Origin of the sequence: Facivitalis istanbulensis, assembly GCF_040560405.1 — a bacterium.
In the GTDB taxonomy this organism is placed as follows: Bacteria; Pseudomonadota; Alphaproteobacteria; order Sphingomonadales; family Sphingomonadaceae; genus Sphingomonas; species Sphingomonas istanbulensis.
The window spans coordinates 1-14,379 of the sequence record NZ_JAVSCQ010000022.1 but is presented as its reverse complement, the minus strand read 5'-3'; the positions used below and the strand labels follow the sequence as shown (position 1 = coordinate 14,379).

Sequence of the window (14,379 nt, the reverse complement as noted above, 5' to 3'; positions counted from 1 at the left end):
ATCGATGAAAAGCAATTTGGTTTTCGGCGCGCTATTTGGCCTCGGCTGGGTTTCGCTGTCATGGCCGGCGCAGGCCCAAATGAATCCAACTGGTTCGGCCTATACGGCCGAGGCTTCCCGCCACGATTTCCGGCGCTGGCTGCTCCATGTGGACGTCGCGAACGTGTTCACCAATGAGAGCGCAGACGTCGCGGTGGGCGGTGCGCCTGTGCGCGGTGGCTCGGTATCGATGGCGGACAATCCAACGGCAACATTCGACGTAAGTTATTTTTTTACTCCCAATTTCGCGGTTAACGTCTACAGCGGATACACGCCGCGGGCGCATATCAAAGGTGCTGGTTCGCTCGCTTCCTTCGGCACACTGGCCAGCGCGAACTATGGCCCGCTGACCGTGTCGGGTGAATATCACTTCCTGGGTCTTGGTGCGTTCAAGCCCTATGTCGGGATCGGTGTCACCTACGCCATTTTCCTGAATGTCGATGACGCGGCGCTTCAGAATGTGAACATCGATAATGCGTTCGGGCCAGCCTTTAAGATTGGGGTTGACTACGACATTGCAGAGCGATAGACAGTACATAGTTATGTTCAACAGATACTATTGAGTACTGACGTAAGTGCGATGGCGAGTGGCATTCCAGTATCGGCTCGGGTTAAGATTAATCCAACCATTGTCGGTGTGGGCATCGGATATCGATTCTGACTGGGCATCGACTGCTCCAGGAGTGATTTCAATGAATGCTGTCACGGGAATTATGTTGGAGAAGTTGCACCAAGCGGCGGATCGTCTTTTCGAGGCCGCGCGAACAGGAGCGCCGGTTTCGCCGTTGAGCGATTTGATCGGGCCAAGTGATATCGAGGCGGCGTACAGGGTTCAGGAGCTCAACACGAAAAGAGCGCTGGAAGCTGGCCGGCGCTTGGTGGGGCGTAAAATCGGCCTCACCTCTGTGGCGGTGCAGAGGCAGCTCGGCGTCGACCAGCCCGATTTTGGTGTCCTGCTCGACGATATGGCGGTGCCCGACGGCGGCGAGGTGCGGCTGGGCAGGCTCATCCAGCCGAAAGCGGAGGCGGAAGTCGCCTTCGTCCTCGGCCGGGATCTGACGGACGAGCACATCACCGCCGCCGACATGATCCGGGCGGTGGAGTTCGCGCTGCCGGCCATCGAGATCGTGGATTCCCGCATTGTCGACTGGCGCATCAGCATCGTCGACACCATCGCCGACAACGCCTCGTCAGCGCTCTACGTGCTCGGGTCGTCGCCGCGCAAGCTCGATGCGTTCGACGTCTCCGGCTGCGAGATGACGTTCGAGGTGGACGGCCAGCAGGTGTCCTCCGGGGCCGGCCATGCCTGTCTTGGAAGCCCCATATCCGCCGCGCTCTGGCTGGCGCGGACCATGGCCCGAATGGGCCGCCCCCTCAAGGCGGGGGACACGATCCTGTCCGGCGCCCTCGGCCCCATGGTGCGGGTTGAGTGGGGCCGCCGGATGGAAGCCCACATCGGTGGCCTCGGCTCGGTCCGGGTGTCATTCGCCGCGGAGACCAACTCATGAAGAAGATTTCCTGCGCCATCATCGGGTCCGGCAATATCGGCACCGATCTCATGATCAAGATCATGCGGACCTCCCGGCACCTCCAGATGGGCGCCATGGTGGGCATCGACCCGAAGTCGGACGGTCTCGCCCGCGCCGCGCGCCTCAATGTGCCGGTCACCCATGAGGGCATCGAGGGGCTCCTGAAGCTGCCCAACTACAAGGACATCCGCATCGTCTTCGATGCGACGTCCGCCAAGGCGCACCTCACCAACAACGCGCTGCTCCAGAAGGACGGCAAGAAGGTCATCGACCTGACGCCGGCCGCCATCGGGCCGTTCACCATCCCGGTGATCAACGGCGCGGCCAATATCGACGAGCCCAACGTCAACATGGTCACCTGCGGCGGACAGGCCACCATTCCCATGGTCTACGCCGTCAAGCGCGCCTCGAAGCGGGTGGTCTACGGTGAGATCATCGCCTCCATTTCCTCGAAATCGGCGGGGCCGGGCACGCGGGCGAACATCGACGAATTTACCGAGACTACCTCGAAAGCCATCGAGGTGCTGGGCGGGGCCCAGCGCGGCAAAGCGGTGATCATCCTCAATCCCGCCGAGCCGCCCCTCATCATGCGCGACACGGTGTTCACGCTCAGCCAGGGCGGAGACCAGGACGCCATCGCCGCGTCCGTCGAGGAAATGGTCGCGGCGGTTCAGAAATATGTGCCCGGCTATCGCCTGAAGCAGAAAGTGCAGTTCGAGCAGATCGGCGACAATGCACCGGTGCGCATTCCTGGCATTGGCCCGTCCACTGGGCTGAAGACCACCATCCTGCTGGAGGTGGAAGGGGCGGCCCACTATTTGCCCGCTTATGCCGGAAACCTCGACATCATGACGTCCGCGGCCCTCACCACCGCCGATCACTGGGCGGGCACCGTTCTTGCAAAGGAGGCAGCCTAATGGCCCGCACCAATCCCGACAAGCTCTATATCCAGGACGTGACGCTTCGGGACGGCATGCATGCTGTCCGCCACCAGTATTCGCTGGAAACCACGCGGGCTATCGCCCGCGCCCTCGACAGGGCGAAGGTGGACGCCATTGAGATCAGCCATGGTGACGGCATCACCGGCTCCACCTTCAATTATGGCTTCGGTGCCCACGACGATCAGGAATGGATCGCCGCTGTGGCGGGAGAGTGCGAGCACGCCGTGGTCACGGTGCTGCTCCTCCCGGGTATCGGCACGGTGCATGACCTGAAGGCGGCCTACGAGGCCGGTGCCCGTTCGGTGCGCGTCTGCACCCATTGCACCGAGGCCGACGTGTCGCGCCAGCATATCGAGGCGGCCCGCGCGCTGGGCATGGACACCGCGAGCTTCCTGATGATGGCCCACATGATCCCCGCCGAGGCGCTTGCCGAGCAGGCGAAGCTCATGGAGAGCTATGGCTCGGAATGCGTCTATGTGACCGATTCCGCCGGCGCCCTCCTTCCCGAGGACTATACGCTGCGGGTGAGGATGCTGCGTGACGCGCTGAAGCCTGAGACCGAGGTCGGCGTCCACACCCACCACAACCTCACCATGGGTGTGGCCAACGCAGTGGCCGGCATCGAGGCCGGCGCGGTGCGGGTGGATGCGTCCCTCGCCGGCATGGGCGCGGGAGCCGGAAACGCGCCGCTCGAGGCACTCATCGCGGTGCTCAACCGCAAGGGCATCGACACCGGCTGCGACCTGTTCAAGCTGATGGACGCCGCTGACGACCTGGTGCGCCCATTGCAGGACCGTCCCGTGCGGGTGGACCGCGAGAGCCTCGCGCTGGGCTATGCCGGGGTCTATTCGAGCTTCCTGCGCCATGCGGAGAACGCCTCGAGGATCTATGGGGTGGACACGCGCGAGATACTCAGCGAGCTCGGCCGCCGTCGCATGGTGGGTGGCCAGGAGGACATGATTGTCGACGTGGCGCTGGATATGCAGGCAGGCGCAAGGCAATGACCGGCACCATCGATATTCACGTTCACGCCAATACAAAAGACAATGTGTGGAGGACAAAGCAATGCTCGACTATTCGGCGCTTGTCGCACTATCGCATCGCCTGAACGGGCTGTTGCAGAATGACCCGGAAAAGGGGACGTTTCGCGTTCATCGGGAGGTATTTACTAACCCGGAAATATTTGAACTAGAGATGAAATATATCTTCGAAGGGAATTGGCTGTTCCTTGCCCATGAAAGCCAGATTCCGAAGGCGAATGACTACTTTACGACCTATATTGGCCGGCAGCCAGTCGTTATCACGCGCGACAAGGAAGGGGAGTTACACTGCCTGATCAATTCGTGCACCCACCGGGGCGCGCAACTATGTCGCTTTAAGCGGGCGAACCGTTCGACCTTTACCTGCCCCTTTCATGGTTGGAGCTTCTCGAATACCGGCAAGCTGTTGAAAGTCAAGGACTCCGATGGAGCCGGACACCCTAGGGCTGGGACCCATAAAAAGGATTCACAGCGCCGAGCTGGCGTGATTCAAGGTTTCCGGAAGGAGACCTCATTTGGACGACGGATATTTTTGGCTGACGAAAGAGCAATTCGCTCGGCTCAAGCCGCATCTGCCGCGTGATACGCGGGGTAAGCCCCGGGTGGATGATCGCAGGGTCATCAGCGGCATTGTGCATGTGCTGATATCGGGTTGCCGTTGGAAAGATGCGCCTACGGTCTACGGCCCCCGGAAGACGCTCTACAACCGTTTCCAGCGATGGGCAGCCAAAGGCGTGTGGACGAGCCTCTTCTACGCTCTGGCAACTGCTGGAGGACCACCCGCCGAGGTGCTCATCGACTCGTCTGCAGTGAAGGCGCACCGATGTGCCTCTGGCGGAAAAGGGGGGAGCGCAGGCAAGCCATTGGCCGCTCTCGTGGCGGACGCACGACCAAGATCCATGCGCTGACCGATCGCGATTGTCGCCCAATCGCCTTTCTGTTGACCGGCGGCCAGGTCGCTGATTGCGTCGCCGCCGATACACTGCTCGATCAGCTCACCGCGGCTGAACTGGTGCATGGCGACAAGGGCTACGACACCAATGCCGTGCGACAGAAGATCGAGGCCAAAGGTGCGGCTCCGAACATCCCGCCCAAGATCAATCGCCTCTGGAAAAACTGTTTCTCCCCATACCTTTACCGCAGCCGCAACGCCATCGAGCGCATGTTCAACCGGCTCAAGGATTTCCGACGGGTCGCCACACGCTACGACCGGCTCGCCACAAACTTCCACGCCGCGGTCTGCATCGCAGCGGTCGTCAGCTACTGGTTATGAGTCCCGACCCTAGTCAATTCGCCAAGGATGGCAGCCACGACCTAAAGCGCGTCGCCCGATTCGAAAGCTACCGCGGCTTCCTGTTCGGCAGTCTGAATCCAAATGTAAAACCTTTGACAGATTATTTGGGCGACGCCGCCAAGGTCATCGACTTAATGGTGGACCAGTCCGAAGAAGGGCTGGAGGTGCTGCGCGGTGTATCAAGCTACACCTATGACGGTAACTGGAAACTTCAAGCTGAGAACGGAGCAGACGGCTATCACGTCAGTACCGTACACTGGAACTATGTCGCCACGACTGGTCGCCGAGTTCAGCAGAAGAACGATGACGAGATCAAGGCTGTGAACGTCGGCACCTGGGCCCAGCAGAAGGGCGGCTACTGGAGCTTCGACAACGGGCACATCCTGCTTTGGACATATTCCTCAACTCCCGAAAACCGGCCGCTCTACAACTGGCGTGACGAGCTCGTGCAAAAGTGTGGCGAGAAGAAGGCCGACTGGATGATCGGCGTCTTCCGCAACCTCGGCATCTATCCCAACGTGTTCCTCATGGATCAGATGAGCACGCAGATCCGGGTGTTCCGTCCCATTGCGGTGAACAAGACTGAAGTCACGATCTACTGCGTTGCGCCCAAAGGCGAAAGTCCCGAAGCTCGCGCACGACGGATCCGCCAGTACGAGGATTTCTTCAACGCATCTGGTATGGCCACGCCGGACGACCTGGAAGAATTCCGCTCGTGCCAAATCGCCTATCAGGCGCGCGATCTGGTTTGGAACGACCTCAGCCGCGGTGCGAAACACCGCATCGAAGGGCAAGATGAAGATGCCCGGGAAATGGGTATCCGCCCGCTGTCGAGCGGCATGCGCGTCGAAGACGAAGGCTTGTTCGTCGATCAACACACGGATTGGCTGCATCGCATGAAGGTCGCCGTCAAGCAGGAACTGACGCAAGCCGAACCGCTGCGTTTAGCGGGGGAGTAACGCCAATGACCGCACTTAAAGAGAAGACTGCACCAGTGCAAGCCGCCATGACCTACGAGGAAATTCAAGCCTTCCTGGGGTCACGACACGAAAGTGCGCAGGGTGTCCGCTTCGATAGAACATTAGACGAACGGTGGCGGATCGGCTCAAAGGGCCTGTCCGCATAACGAAGGTTAGCCGGACTTGTTCAAGCTGTCCGTCTACCGGGCTGAATGGCGGGAAAGCGGACAAATTGATTTCCGGACAGGATTACGGACAATCGTTCTTTTTACGTTCGCGCGAGCCGGACAATATGCGCACTTCCGTGTCTGGACCCCTTCCTGTTCAAGGAAGCGCGCGCTCTCGATGACCGCGACTGGGACACCTGGCTGACCTACTATGACCAGAATGCGGTGTTCTGGATGCCGACGTGGGACGATTTTGATCAGTTGACGGAGAATCCACAGACGGAAATGTCCCTGATCTACTACCCGAACCGTTCGGGTCTGGAAGATCGGGTGTTTCGCATTAAGACCGACCGTTCTTCGGCCACCAGCATGCCCGAGCCCCGAACCTTGCACAACATCTCCAATATTGAGGTGCTGGAAAGGCAGGGTACGGAGGTTAAGGTGCGTTTCAACTGGTGCACCTTCAGTTACCGCTACAACACGACCGACGCTTTCTGGGGCGCTTCATTTTACACGATCGACATGGCAACTGGACATCCCTTGATCACCAACAAGAAAGTGGTGCTCAAGAACGATCAGATCCATCACGTGATCGACATCTATCACATCTAGACGCGTTCGCTCGATGCGTTGGAGAGACCATGCCCTACAAGATCGCGCTAAATTTTGAGGATGGCATAACGCGCGTCATCGACTGCTGCACGGGCGAACGTGTGGCAGACGCTGCTTTCCGGCAAAAAATCAACATCCCGATGGACTGCAGAGATGGTGTTTGCGGCACCTGCAAGTGTTTTTGTGAGGAAGGCGACTACGAGATGGCCGCCCATCTCGATGAGGCACTGACCATCGAGGAAGAACAGCAACGATATGTGCTGACCTGCCAGATGACTCCCCGGTCCGACTGCGTCCTACAGGTTCCGACTACGTCGCTTGCCTGCAAGACGGCAGCGGCGGTCTATGAGGCTGAAGTGATAGAGGTCAAGCCAGCGTCGGAGACGACATTCATCTTCAATCTCGCTTTGCAGCAAAGGATTGAGTTTCTGCCGGGTCAATATGTGAATGTTTCCGTTCCCGGAACGAGGCATACGCGACCCTATTCGTTTTCTTCCCCGTCGGGAGCGGCGGCGATCAGTTTTCTGATCCGCAATCTGCCCGGTGGTGTCATGAGCGGCTATCTGGCTGAACGCGCTGCACCCGGGGACATAGTGGAACTGACCGGGCCCATGGGAGCCTTCTATCTGCGCCCGGTCATGCGCCCGCTATTGCTCCTCGCAGGAGGAACTGGGCTTGCCCCGTTTCTGTCGATGCTTGAGGAGCTTGCGAAAAGGGGGGCGGAGCAGTCTGTTCGCATGTACTACGGTGTCACGCGCGATGATGATCTGGTGGAGCTGTCTCGGCTGGAGGCCTTTAGCCAGCGACTTGCGACGTTCAGCTTTGAGACGATTGTGGCAGATCCATACAGCCCTCACCCTCGCAAAGGTTTTGTTACGGATCACATAGTGGCGGATGATTTAAATTTGGGCGATGTGGATGTGTATCTCTGCGGCCCGCCGCCGATGGTCGAGGCCGTGCGCAATCACATAGCCAAGCTCGGGATAAGTCCTAGGAACTTCTATTTTGAAAAGTTCAACCCGGCCGATGCAGCCAGCACAGCCGAGGAGATCGCGTGATGAACAGGTTCTCCAACCACATTTTTGTTGTGACTGGGGCGGCACAAGGGGTGGGCCGGCGTGTTGCAGAGCGTGCTGCCAGCGAAGGAGCCACGGTGCTGCTGGTTGATCGTTCTGAACATGTGAGCAGCGTAGCCGAAGCGATCAGAAGAACTGGGGGAGATGCGACGCATGTCCAGGCTGATCTTGAAACCTGGGACGGTGCCGAGCAGACCATGGCCGAGGCGCTGAAACGCTACAATCGCATTGATGTTCTTGTAAACAATGTCGGCGGGACGATTTGGGCAAAACCCTACATTTACTACGAGCCTGATCAGATCGAAGCTGAAGTCCGACGTTCCCTCTTCCCGACGCTTTGGTGCTGCCGTGCAGCGGTTCCAAGTATGATCGAGCGCAAGAGCGGCGTCATCGTGAATGTTTCCTCTTGCGCGACGCGGGCGACCAAACGCGTTCCGTACGGTGCCGCAAAAGGAGGAGTGAATGCAATCACCACCTGCTTGGCGCTTGAAGTGGCCGAGCAGGGTATTCGAGTCGTCGCAGTTGCACCTGGCGGGATCAGCGCGCCGGAAAGGGTGATTCCCCGGAACAATTGCAAGTTGACAAAGCAGGAAGAGATTTGGTCGCAGGAAATCTACAAAGAAGCGGTAGAAATGAGCATGATGAAGCGTCTAGGAACCCTTGATGAGCAAGCTGGCGCGATTTTATTTCTAGCCTCCGACGACGCCTCCTACATCACCGGCGTCACGCTGCCAGTGGCAGGGGGGCATCCTTATTGACCTCATTCGCACCGCTATAGCTACGAGCCGGTCGACGGGTTTACCTGCGCAATGGGCAAGCTGAGATTTGCGGATCCGTCTGTCTTTGATCGAGAACCGGGCCAAGCAGGCACGATCACAACCAAGGGAGAGAAGCTCAAATGTCGAAACTAGAAGTTGCCATGCTCGGCCATGTGGCTCTTGAAGTGCCAGACTTGGAAGGATCCATCAAGTTCTGGCGGGACATCGTCGGCCTGATCGAGACGGATCGACGGGGAAACGAGGTATATCTGCGCGGTTGGGGCGAATTCGAGCATCACAGCATGGTGTTGATACAAGGCAAGGAGGCACGCTTGCACCATGTCGGCTGGAAGGCGCGCTCTGCCGAGGATCTGGACAAATTCGCCACCTATCTGCGCGGTCAGGGAGTGACGGTCGACGAGGTGCCCGCTGGGACCGAACTCGGCCAGGGCGAGGCGATTCGCTTCTTTGTACCCACCAGCGGCCACCCGATGGAAATTTACTGGGATATGGAGCGCCCGCTGGCGCCCGAGGAAATCCGCTCGCTACTGAAGAGCCAATCCGCGCAGGCACGGCTACGAGGCGTGTCGCCGCGCCGCATCGACCACGTGAACCTTTGGTGCGGCCAGACCTCGCCCGACGACACCATCGCCTGGATGTCGGAACATCTCGGCTTCAAAGTGCGCGAATACATTCAGCTTCCCGATCTGAAGCTCGGGGCCTGGATGAGCGTGACTCCGCTGGTTCACGACGTCGCCTTCATGTTCGACCCCGCTACCAGGGGAGCTCGGTTGCATCACATCGGGTACTGGATTGACACTCCGCAGGACATTCTACACGCGCTCGGCCACTTCGCCGAGCATGGCATTCGCGCCGATCTAGGCCCGGGCATGCACGGGATCACCCAGGCTTTCTACAGTTACATCCGTGATCCATCGAGCGGCCATCTTCTGGAGATTTTCTCGGGCGGCTATCTAATTTTCGATCCGGCTTGGGAACCGATCAAGTGGGAAGCTCAAGAGCTGGAGCGCGGCCTGTTCTGGTATGGCGACAGCATGGATCCCACGACCGAGCCCGAGCACCCGTTTGCACGTACAACCGGCGCGCGAACGGAATGAGCTCGCTCGTATCAATCTGACAACTGAGACTGTCGAGACCAACCTGTGTGTCAGGGGACAGGCGAAGAGGTCTTTGTTTGTTCGCCTCGCGCGAGTTCTGCACGGATCGGGCAGCCACGAGCCGGCCGCCAGCCCATTCGGCAATCCATCGCTGTCGACAACCAACTGGAGAAAAAGCATGGCGGCGGGTGCAAGTCATAGCATCCAGGAAATCCTGGACAGGGAGCCGCTGCGCTGGCAACAATGGCTGATCTTCAGTTTGTGCTTCATTGTCACGGTGCTCGACGGCTTCGACACACAGGTCATCGCCTACACCGGTCCGGCCATCGCGGAAGCCTTCGGAATGGCCCCGGCGGACATGACTTACATCTTCATCTCCGGCACGCTCGGCATGGCGGTGGGCGCGATGGCGCTCGGCTCCGTCGGCGACAAGATCGGCCGACGTCCCGCCATTCTCGGCGCAATGCTGCTGTTCGGACTGTTCTCGCTCCTCATCGCGTTTGCCACCTCGCCCGCGGAGGTCGTCGTCCTGCGGTTCCTCACCGGCCTTGGCATGGGCGGGGCGACGCCAGTGGTGCTGGCGCTCGCCGCGGAATATGCGCCGGGCCGCGCCCGCGGCACCGTGCTCACCGGCGTTCTGTTGGGCCTGCCCCTCGGCGCGGTGCTTGGGGGCATGCTCGCTTCGGCCTGGATGCCGGCAATCGGCTGGCAGGGCATCTATCTCGTAGGGGGCGCGCTGCCGTTGGCGATGTTGCTCGTGTCCCTGGCCGTCCTGCCGGAATCCCCGCAGTTCCTCGTCGCCCGCGGTAAGGCCGGCGACGAGCAAAAGAGTCGCGCGCTGGTGGCGCGCATCATCGCCCGCCAGGTGCCGGCGGAGACGCGCTTCGTGCCGGTAGAGAAGGTAGTGAAGGGCTCCGTAGCAGCGCTGTTCGCTCCGGCCTACCGCACGAACACCGTCGCGGTATGGACCATCTATCTGTTCAACTGGGTCGCCTGGTTCATGCTGCTGTTGTGGCTGCCCACGGCGCTCACCACCGCGGGACTTCCCCCCGCCACCGCCGCCATGGGCACAGTGACGGTGAACACCGCCTTCCTCATCTACGCCATCCCGCTCTCCCTCGCTCTGCCGAAGGTGAACGTGCGGCGCCTGCTCATCGGCATGTTCGCCCTCGGCATCGCCGTCTGCCTCGGCCTCGCGGCGGCGGGCGAGAACTGGACTGCGGTGTTCGTGCTGGTGGCGGTGGCGGGCTTCGGTGTGGGCGGCCAGCAGCTGGCTCTGAACTACCTCATCTCCGGCATCTATCCCACCGAGTTGCGCGCCACCGGCACGGGCTGGGCCATCGGAATCGGCCGTACCGGAGCCATCCTCGGCTCGGCGCTGGGCGGCTTCTTCCTGCAGGTAGGCGGCGTAAGCGGGTACTATCTCGGCATCGCCGTGCCGCTCGCCGCCGCGACACTTGCCGTGGCTCTCATCCGGGCCCGCAGTGAGCCGGAAGGTGCCGCGCGACAGTTAAGAAGAGACCTGCGTTCTTCAACATGAGAATCGCGGGCGTGCTGGCGCGACGAAGAGAGGGAAGTCCAACCTTGTTGCGCCAGGACGCCCGTGCACGCCGGTCTGCGCCAAATTGCGCCGGGTCCCGCCGACGCCCTGGATGAGGGGATGAGGCAGTCGTCGTGCGGATCCTCAAGAATCAGGTTCCATAGCGACGATGCGCCTTCGGCCGGGATCCTGTCCGGAACGAGCTTGGCTCAGGCGACCATAAGGAGACATCCGGAAGCATCTGTCTGATGACATGGCGCGAAAGGACGATGCCGGGCGCGGCGGCTGCCGCGCCAGAAGGAGGTGGCAATGCAGGAACGGGGAGCTACGTATCACGAGGAACATGTTGCCAGGGTTGCAGTGGTGACGGCGGCAAGCTCGGGCATCGGGCTCGGCGCTGCGCGCGCGCTGGCGGCGCGCGGCTGGTCCCTGGTGTTGATGTCGCGCTCCGAGAACATAGTGGCGGCGGCGGCTGAACTAGCCGCGACGGGGCTGCGCGGCGACGTGACAAGCGAAGACGATATGGCGAAGCTGGTCGCAACGGCGCTGGAGCGCCACGGCCGGATCGACGGAGCGGTGATCAACACAGGCCACCCTGCTAAGGGCGAGATCTTGGAGATCGCCGACCAGGACTGGCACAAGGCGATGGAGATTGTGCTCATGCCCACGGTCAGGGCGATGCGGCACCTCGCGCCGGTTTTCGTCCGGCAGAAGTCGGGCGCGGTGGTGGCGGTCTCGAGCTACGCGGCGCGCGAGCCCGAACTGACTTATCCACTGTCGGCGGTTTTCCGAGCTGCGCTGGCAGGCTTTCTCAAGCTCTGCGTTGCGCGCCACGGCGGCGAGGGGTGGCGCATCAACGCGGTGCTTCCCGGCTTCGTGGACAACTATCCTGTCAGCCCCGAGGCGGTGGCGAAGATCCCCATGGGTCGCTATGCGGCGGTCGAGGCCGAACTAGGCGCCACAATCGCTTTCCTGCTCTCGGAGGAGGCGGGATACATTACCGGCCAGGGCCTGCTTGTTGATGGCGGCCTAGTACGGGCGATCTGAGTGCTTGAAGGTTGCTCTATTTCAAAACTCACATCAAGGAGGGCTGTAGAGGGCTATGGAGTAGACATAGTTCTCATCGCTATCCCGCATGGCCCGCCATTTCCGCCCTTTCCAGGGCTCGCCAAACACCCAAAAATTCGCTATAAAAGCCCAGAAACCAGCGGTTTTTTGATGTCGCTGTGGTTCACTCGATCCGACACAATCTCAAACGAAGTGTGGGGAAAAGTGTGGGGGAAAAATTGAGGTGAGGTGGCATGGGAAAGCTCACTGCGCTTAAAATTCGGTCGCTAATCGAGCCCGGACGCTATTCGGACGGGGACGGCCTGTTTCTCGAAATTAACGGCAAAGGGGCAGCCAGCTGGGTTTTGCGAGTCCAAAATAAGGGAAAACGCCAGGATATCGGGCTAGGCTCACTGAAAGCGGTTTCTCTCAAGGATGCAAGAGAGGCCGCCTTCCTCACTCGCCAGAAGATCGCGCAAGGCATCGACCCTGTCGCGGAGCGGAAGCAGGAGCGACAGGTCATTCCGACGTTCCACAAGGCCGCCGAGATGGTCCATGAGGAACACAAGGAGGCCTGGAAGAACGGCAAGCATCAGGATCAGTGGATCGCGACGCTGAAGAGCTACGCCTTCCCCAAGATGGGTGACCGCTTAGTCAGCGAAATCGAAGGCCCCCTGATCCGAGACGTGCTGGCTCCGATCTGGCTGACGAAGCCGGAAACGGCGCGCCGTGTACGGCAACGCATCGGCACCGTTCTCGACTGGTCCTATGCACGCGGGTTTCGCGCGACCGAAGCGCCGATGCGGTCACTTTCCAAGGGGCTACCTCGTCAGCCCAAGAAGGAAAGCCACTTCGCAGCCCTGCCTTACGCATCCGTGCCAAACTTCCTCGAGAAGCTAGGCGAGCGGGAATCGGTGGGCCGCGTAGCGCTGGAAGCGCTCATCCTGACAGCGGCGCGGTCAGGAGAAATTCGGGGCGCGACCTGGTCTGAACTTGATCTGGAAGCAGCGTTGTGGACGATCCCCGCCGAGCGGATGAAGATGGGGCGAGCGCATGTCGTGCCCCTCGCGCCCGATGCTGTGGCGGTTTTCGAACGCGCCAAGACGTTCAAGGTTGGCGCCAGCGAGTTGGTGTTTCCTGGCCAAAACGTGAAGAAGCCGCTGTCGGATATGACGCTTCTAAAGATCCTCCGAGACATGGACCTCGCGGTGACGGTGCACGGGTTTCGGTCGGCATTCCGGGACTGGGTTGCGGAGCAGACGGACTACTCAGGGGAAATTGCCGAGGCGGCGCTTGCCCACACCGTTTCGAACAAGGTCGAGGCGGCCTATCGCCGGACCGACTTTCTCGACAAACGCCGACTACTTATGCGTGAATGGGCGGCATTCTGCAAAAAAACGCCCCATCCGTCGGCGGATAGCCGGGGACGACGAGTCCAACGCCTGAGCTTGGACTCGAACGAGGGAAGCAGTTGTAGAGTGGGAGCTGCGCTCCGCGCTTCTAGGGTAGTGCGGCCTGTGTTGGTCCTCGACCTGCCCGCTCATGACCAATTGCGCTAAACCGGCAGTTGGCGGAGTCGACTGCCCCAACGATAAACTTATGCTGGGGGAAGCGCTGGCGGCGGCCTCGATCAAAAAGCGGAGCGGCCGCTGGCGACCAGACCCGGCCATTCAGGCGCGAACCGATTCACATCCGAATCTGCCCAAATCTGCAGTTTACCCGTCATGGGTCAAGCAAACGGCGCAGTAGCGAGAGCGGAAGTAGGAAAAGAAATAGGACTAGGCCTACTCCATGCGTGAGCCAACGAAGCGGCGCGAAAGCGGGACGCCACCGCGTCTTGCGGAAGGGATGGTCTGGCGCGAATAGACCCTTGGGCTGCGTTAGAAAACGATCCCAAAGGCCACCTTTGGCGAGCGCTTCGCGAAGGTGCTTCTCGCCTAGGCAGGCCGAATGACCGAACATCGCGGTGCGATGATTGAATACAGCAGGATCAATAAAACCGGCTCGGCCGCTCGGACCGGTGCCCGGGATGAGGAATTGCGCCACAAGGACCGGCAAATCCCTTCCGCCCATATGGTTGAGCACTGCCTCGATCCTTCCTGTGTCGATAAGCGGTGACCACGCAAAATCGGTGTAGCGCGACATCGTCGGTGACTGGTCAGCGACATTGATGGTGATGTGTCAGCGGTGACGTTGGGGATAGTGTCACACGAGGTTGGCCTGGATCAAGAGGCGTTGTCGCGCAGCGATGTCGCTGGC

At 60.5% G+C, this 14,379-nt stretch carries 15 protein-coding genes; all 15 read left to right on the top strand.

Going from position 1 to position 14,379, the window contains the following annotated elements; genetic code table 11:
• Positions 1-4: 4 nt before the first annotated feature.
• The 15 genes from RN629_RS12710 (at position 5) to RN629_RS12640 (ending at position 14,238) form a co-directional block, all read left to right on the top strand.
• A complete protein-coding gene (locus tag RN629_RS12710; protein WP_407035515.1) occupies positions 5-568 on the top strand; it encodes an OmpW/AlkL family protein in 564 nt (187 codons plus the stop codon).
• Positions 569-731: 163 nt separating this feature from the next.
• Positions 732-1,547 carry a 2-keto-4-pentenoate hydratase gene (locus RN629_RS12705; protein WP_407035514.1) on the top strand — a complete coding sequence of 272 codons (816 nt, stop codon included), beginning with the start codon at positions 732-734 and terminating at the stop codon, positions 1,545-1,547.
• Positions 1,544-2,485 carry an acetaldehyde dehydrogenase (acetylating) gene (locus RN629_RS12700; RefSeq protein WP_407035513.1) on the top strand — a complete coding sequence of 314 codons (942 nt, stop codon included), beginning with the start codon at positions 1,544-1,546 and terminating at the stop codon, positions 2,483-2,485. The genes RN629_RS12705 and RN629_RS12700 overlap by 4 nt, the downstream gene beginning before the upstream one ends.
• On the top strand, positions 2,485-3,513 hold the full coding sequence (gene dmpG / locus RN629_RS12695; protein WP_407035512.1) for a 4-hydroxy-2-oxovalerate aldolase: 1,029 nt from the start codon (positions 2,485-2,487) through the stop codon (positions 3,511-3,513). The genes RN629_RS12700 and dmpG overlap by 1 nt, the downstream gene beginning before the upstream one ends.
• Positions 3,514-3,574: 61 nt before the next feature.
• Positions 3,575-4,132: a Rieske 2Fe-2S domain-containing protein gene (locus tag RN629_RS12690; RefSeq protein WP_407035511.1), complete on the top strand. Its 558-nt coding sequence runs from the start codon at positions 3,575-3,577 to the stop codon at positions 4,130-4,132.
• Positions 4,065-4,822, top strand: a protein-coding gene (locus RN629_RS12685; RefSeq protein WP_407035510.1) for an IS5 family transposase whose coding sequence is annotated in 2 segments (ribosomal slippage) — positions 4,065-4,398 and positions 4,398-4,822 — 759 coding nt in all. Because the reading frame shifts where the segments join, the coding sequence is not laid out codon by codon here. The genes RN629_RS12690 and RN629_RS12685 overlap by 68 nt, the downstream gene beginning before the upstream one ends.
• Positions 4,819-5,802 carry an SRPBCC family protein gene (locus RN629_RS12680; RefSeq protein WP_407035509.1) on the top strand — a complete coding sequence of 328 codons (984 nt, stop codon included), beginning with the start codon at positions 4,819-4,821 and terminating at the stop codon, positions 5,800-5,802. Before RN629_RS12685 ends, RN629_RS12680 begins: the two co-directional genes overlap by 4 nt.
• 248 nt (positions 5,803-6,050) lie before the next feature.
• Entirely contained in the window at positions 6,051-6,581 is a 531-nt protein-coding gene (gene benB, locus RN629_RS12675; RefSeq protein ID WP_455189836.1) for a benzoate 1,2-dioxygenase small subunit, read from the top strand.
• A gap of 29 nt (positions 6,582-6,610) precedes the next feature.
• The gene (gene benC / locus RN629_RS12670; protein WP_407035508.1) at positions 6,611-7,639 is read left to right on the top strand and encodes a benzoate 1,2-dioxygenase electron transfer component BenC; all 1,029 of its coding nucleotides are present in this window, start codon (positions 6,611-6,613) and stop codon (positions 7,637-7,639) included.
• On the top strand, positions 7,639-8,415 hold the full coding sequence (gene benD, locus RN629_RS12665) for a benzoate diol dehydrogenase BenD (RefSeq protein WP_407035507.1): 777 nt from the start codon (positions 7,639-7,641) through the stop codon (positions 8,413-8,415). Before benC ends, benD begins: the two co-directional genes overlap by 1 nt.
• A gap of 140 nt (positions 8,416-8,555) precedes the next feature.
• Positions 8,556-9,533, top strand: coding sequence for a VOC family protein (locus RN629_RS12660; RefSeq protein WP_407035506.1), 978 nt, complete (start codon positions 8,556-8,558; stop codon positions 9,531-9,533).
• A gap of 73 nt (positions 9,534-9,606) precedes the next feature.
• Complete coding sequence (locus RN629_RS12655) at positions 9,607-11,073, top strand: MFS transporter (protein WP_407035505.1); 1,467 nt, start codon at positions 9,607-9,609, stop codon at positions 11,071-11,073.
• A gap of 309 nt (positions 11,074-11,382) precedes the next feature.
• Positions 11,383-12,120 carry an SDR family oxidoreductase gene (locus RN629_RS12650; protein ID WP_407035504.1) on the top strand — a complete coding sequence of 246 codons (738 nt, stop codon included), beginning with the start codon at positions 11,383-11,385 and terminating at the stop codon, positions 12,118-12,120.
• Positions 12,121-12,374: 254 nt separating this feature from the next.
• Positions 12,375-13,679: a tyrosine-type recombinase/integrase gene (locus tag RN629_RS12645; protein ID WP_407035503.1), complete on the top strand. Its 1,305-nt coding sequence runs from the start codon at positions 12,375-12,377 to the stop codon at positions 13,677-13,679.
• A 391-nt stretch (positions 13,680-14,070) separates the two neighbouring features.
• A complete protein-coding gene (locus tag RN629_RS12640; RefSeq protein ID WP_407035502.1) occupies positions 14,071-14,238 on the top strand; it encodes a hypothetical protein in 168 nt (55 codons plus the stop codon).
• The last annotated feature ends 141 nt before the right edge of the window (positions 14,239-14,379 follow it).

Excerpts from the sequence above, each read along its gene's own strand:
- RN629_RS12710 (WP_407035515.1), top strand. The coding sequence starts at position 5 with ATGAAAAGCAATTTGGTTTTCGGCGCGCTATTTGGCCTCGGCTGGGTT.
- RN629_RS12705 (WP_407035514.1), top strand. The coding sequence starts at position 732 with ATGAATGCTGTCACGGGAATTATGTTGGAGAAGTTGCACCAAGCGGCG.
- RN629_RS12700 (WP_407035513.1), top strand. The coding sequence starts at position 1,544 with ATGAAGAAGATTTCCTGCGCCATCATCGGGTCCGGCAATATCGGCACC.
- dmpG (WP_407035512.1), top strand. The coding sequence starts at position 2,485 with ATGGCCCGCACCAATCCCGACAAGCTCTATATCCAGGACGTGACGCTT.
- RN629_RS12690 (WP_407035511.1), top strand. The coding sequence starts at position 3,575 with ATGCTCGACTATTCGGCGCTTGTCGCACTATCGCATCGCCTGAACGGG.
- RN629_RS12680 (WP_407035509.1), top strand. The coding sequence starts at position 4,819 with ATGAGTCCCGACCCTAGTCAATTCGCCAAGGATGGCAGCCACGACCTA.
- benC (WP_407035508.1), top strand. The coding sequence starts at position 6,611 with ATGCCCTACAAGATCGCGCTAAATTTTGAGGATGGCATAACGCGCGTC.
- benD (WP_407035507.1), top strand. The coding sequence starts at position 7,639 with ATGAACAGGTTCTCCAACCACATTTTTGTTGTGACTGGGGCGGCACAA.
- RN629_RS12660 (WP_407035506.1), top strand. The coding sequence starts at position 8,556 with ATGTCGAAACTAGAAGTTGCCATGCTCGGCCATGTGGCTCTTGAAGTG.
- RN629_RS12650 (WP_407035504.1), top strand. The coding sequence starts at position 11,383 with ATGCAGGAACGGGGAGCTACGTATCACGAGGAACATGTTGCCAGGGTT.
- RN629_RS12645 (WP_407035503.1), top strand. The coding sequence starts at position 12,375 with ATGGGAAAGCTCACTGCGCTTAAAATTCGGTCGCTAATCGAGCCCGGA.
- RN629_RS12640 (WP_407035502.1), top strand. The coding sequence starts at position 14,071 with ATGACCGAACATCGCGGTGCGATGATTGAATACAGCAGGATCAATAAA.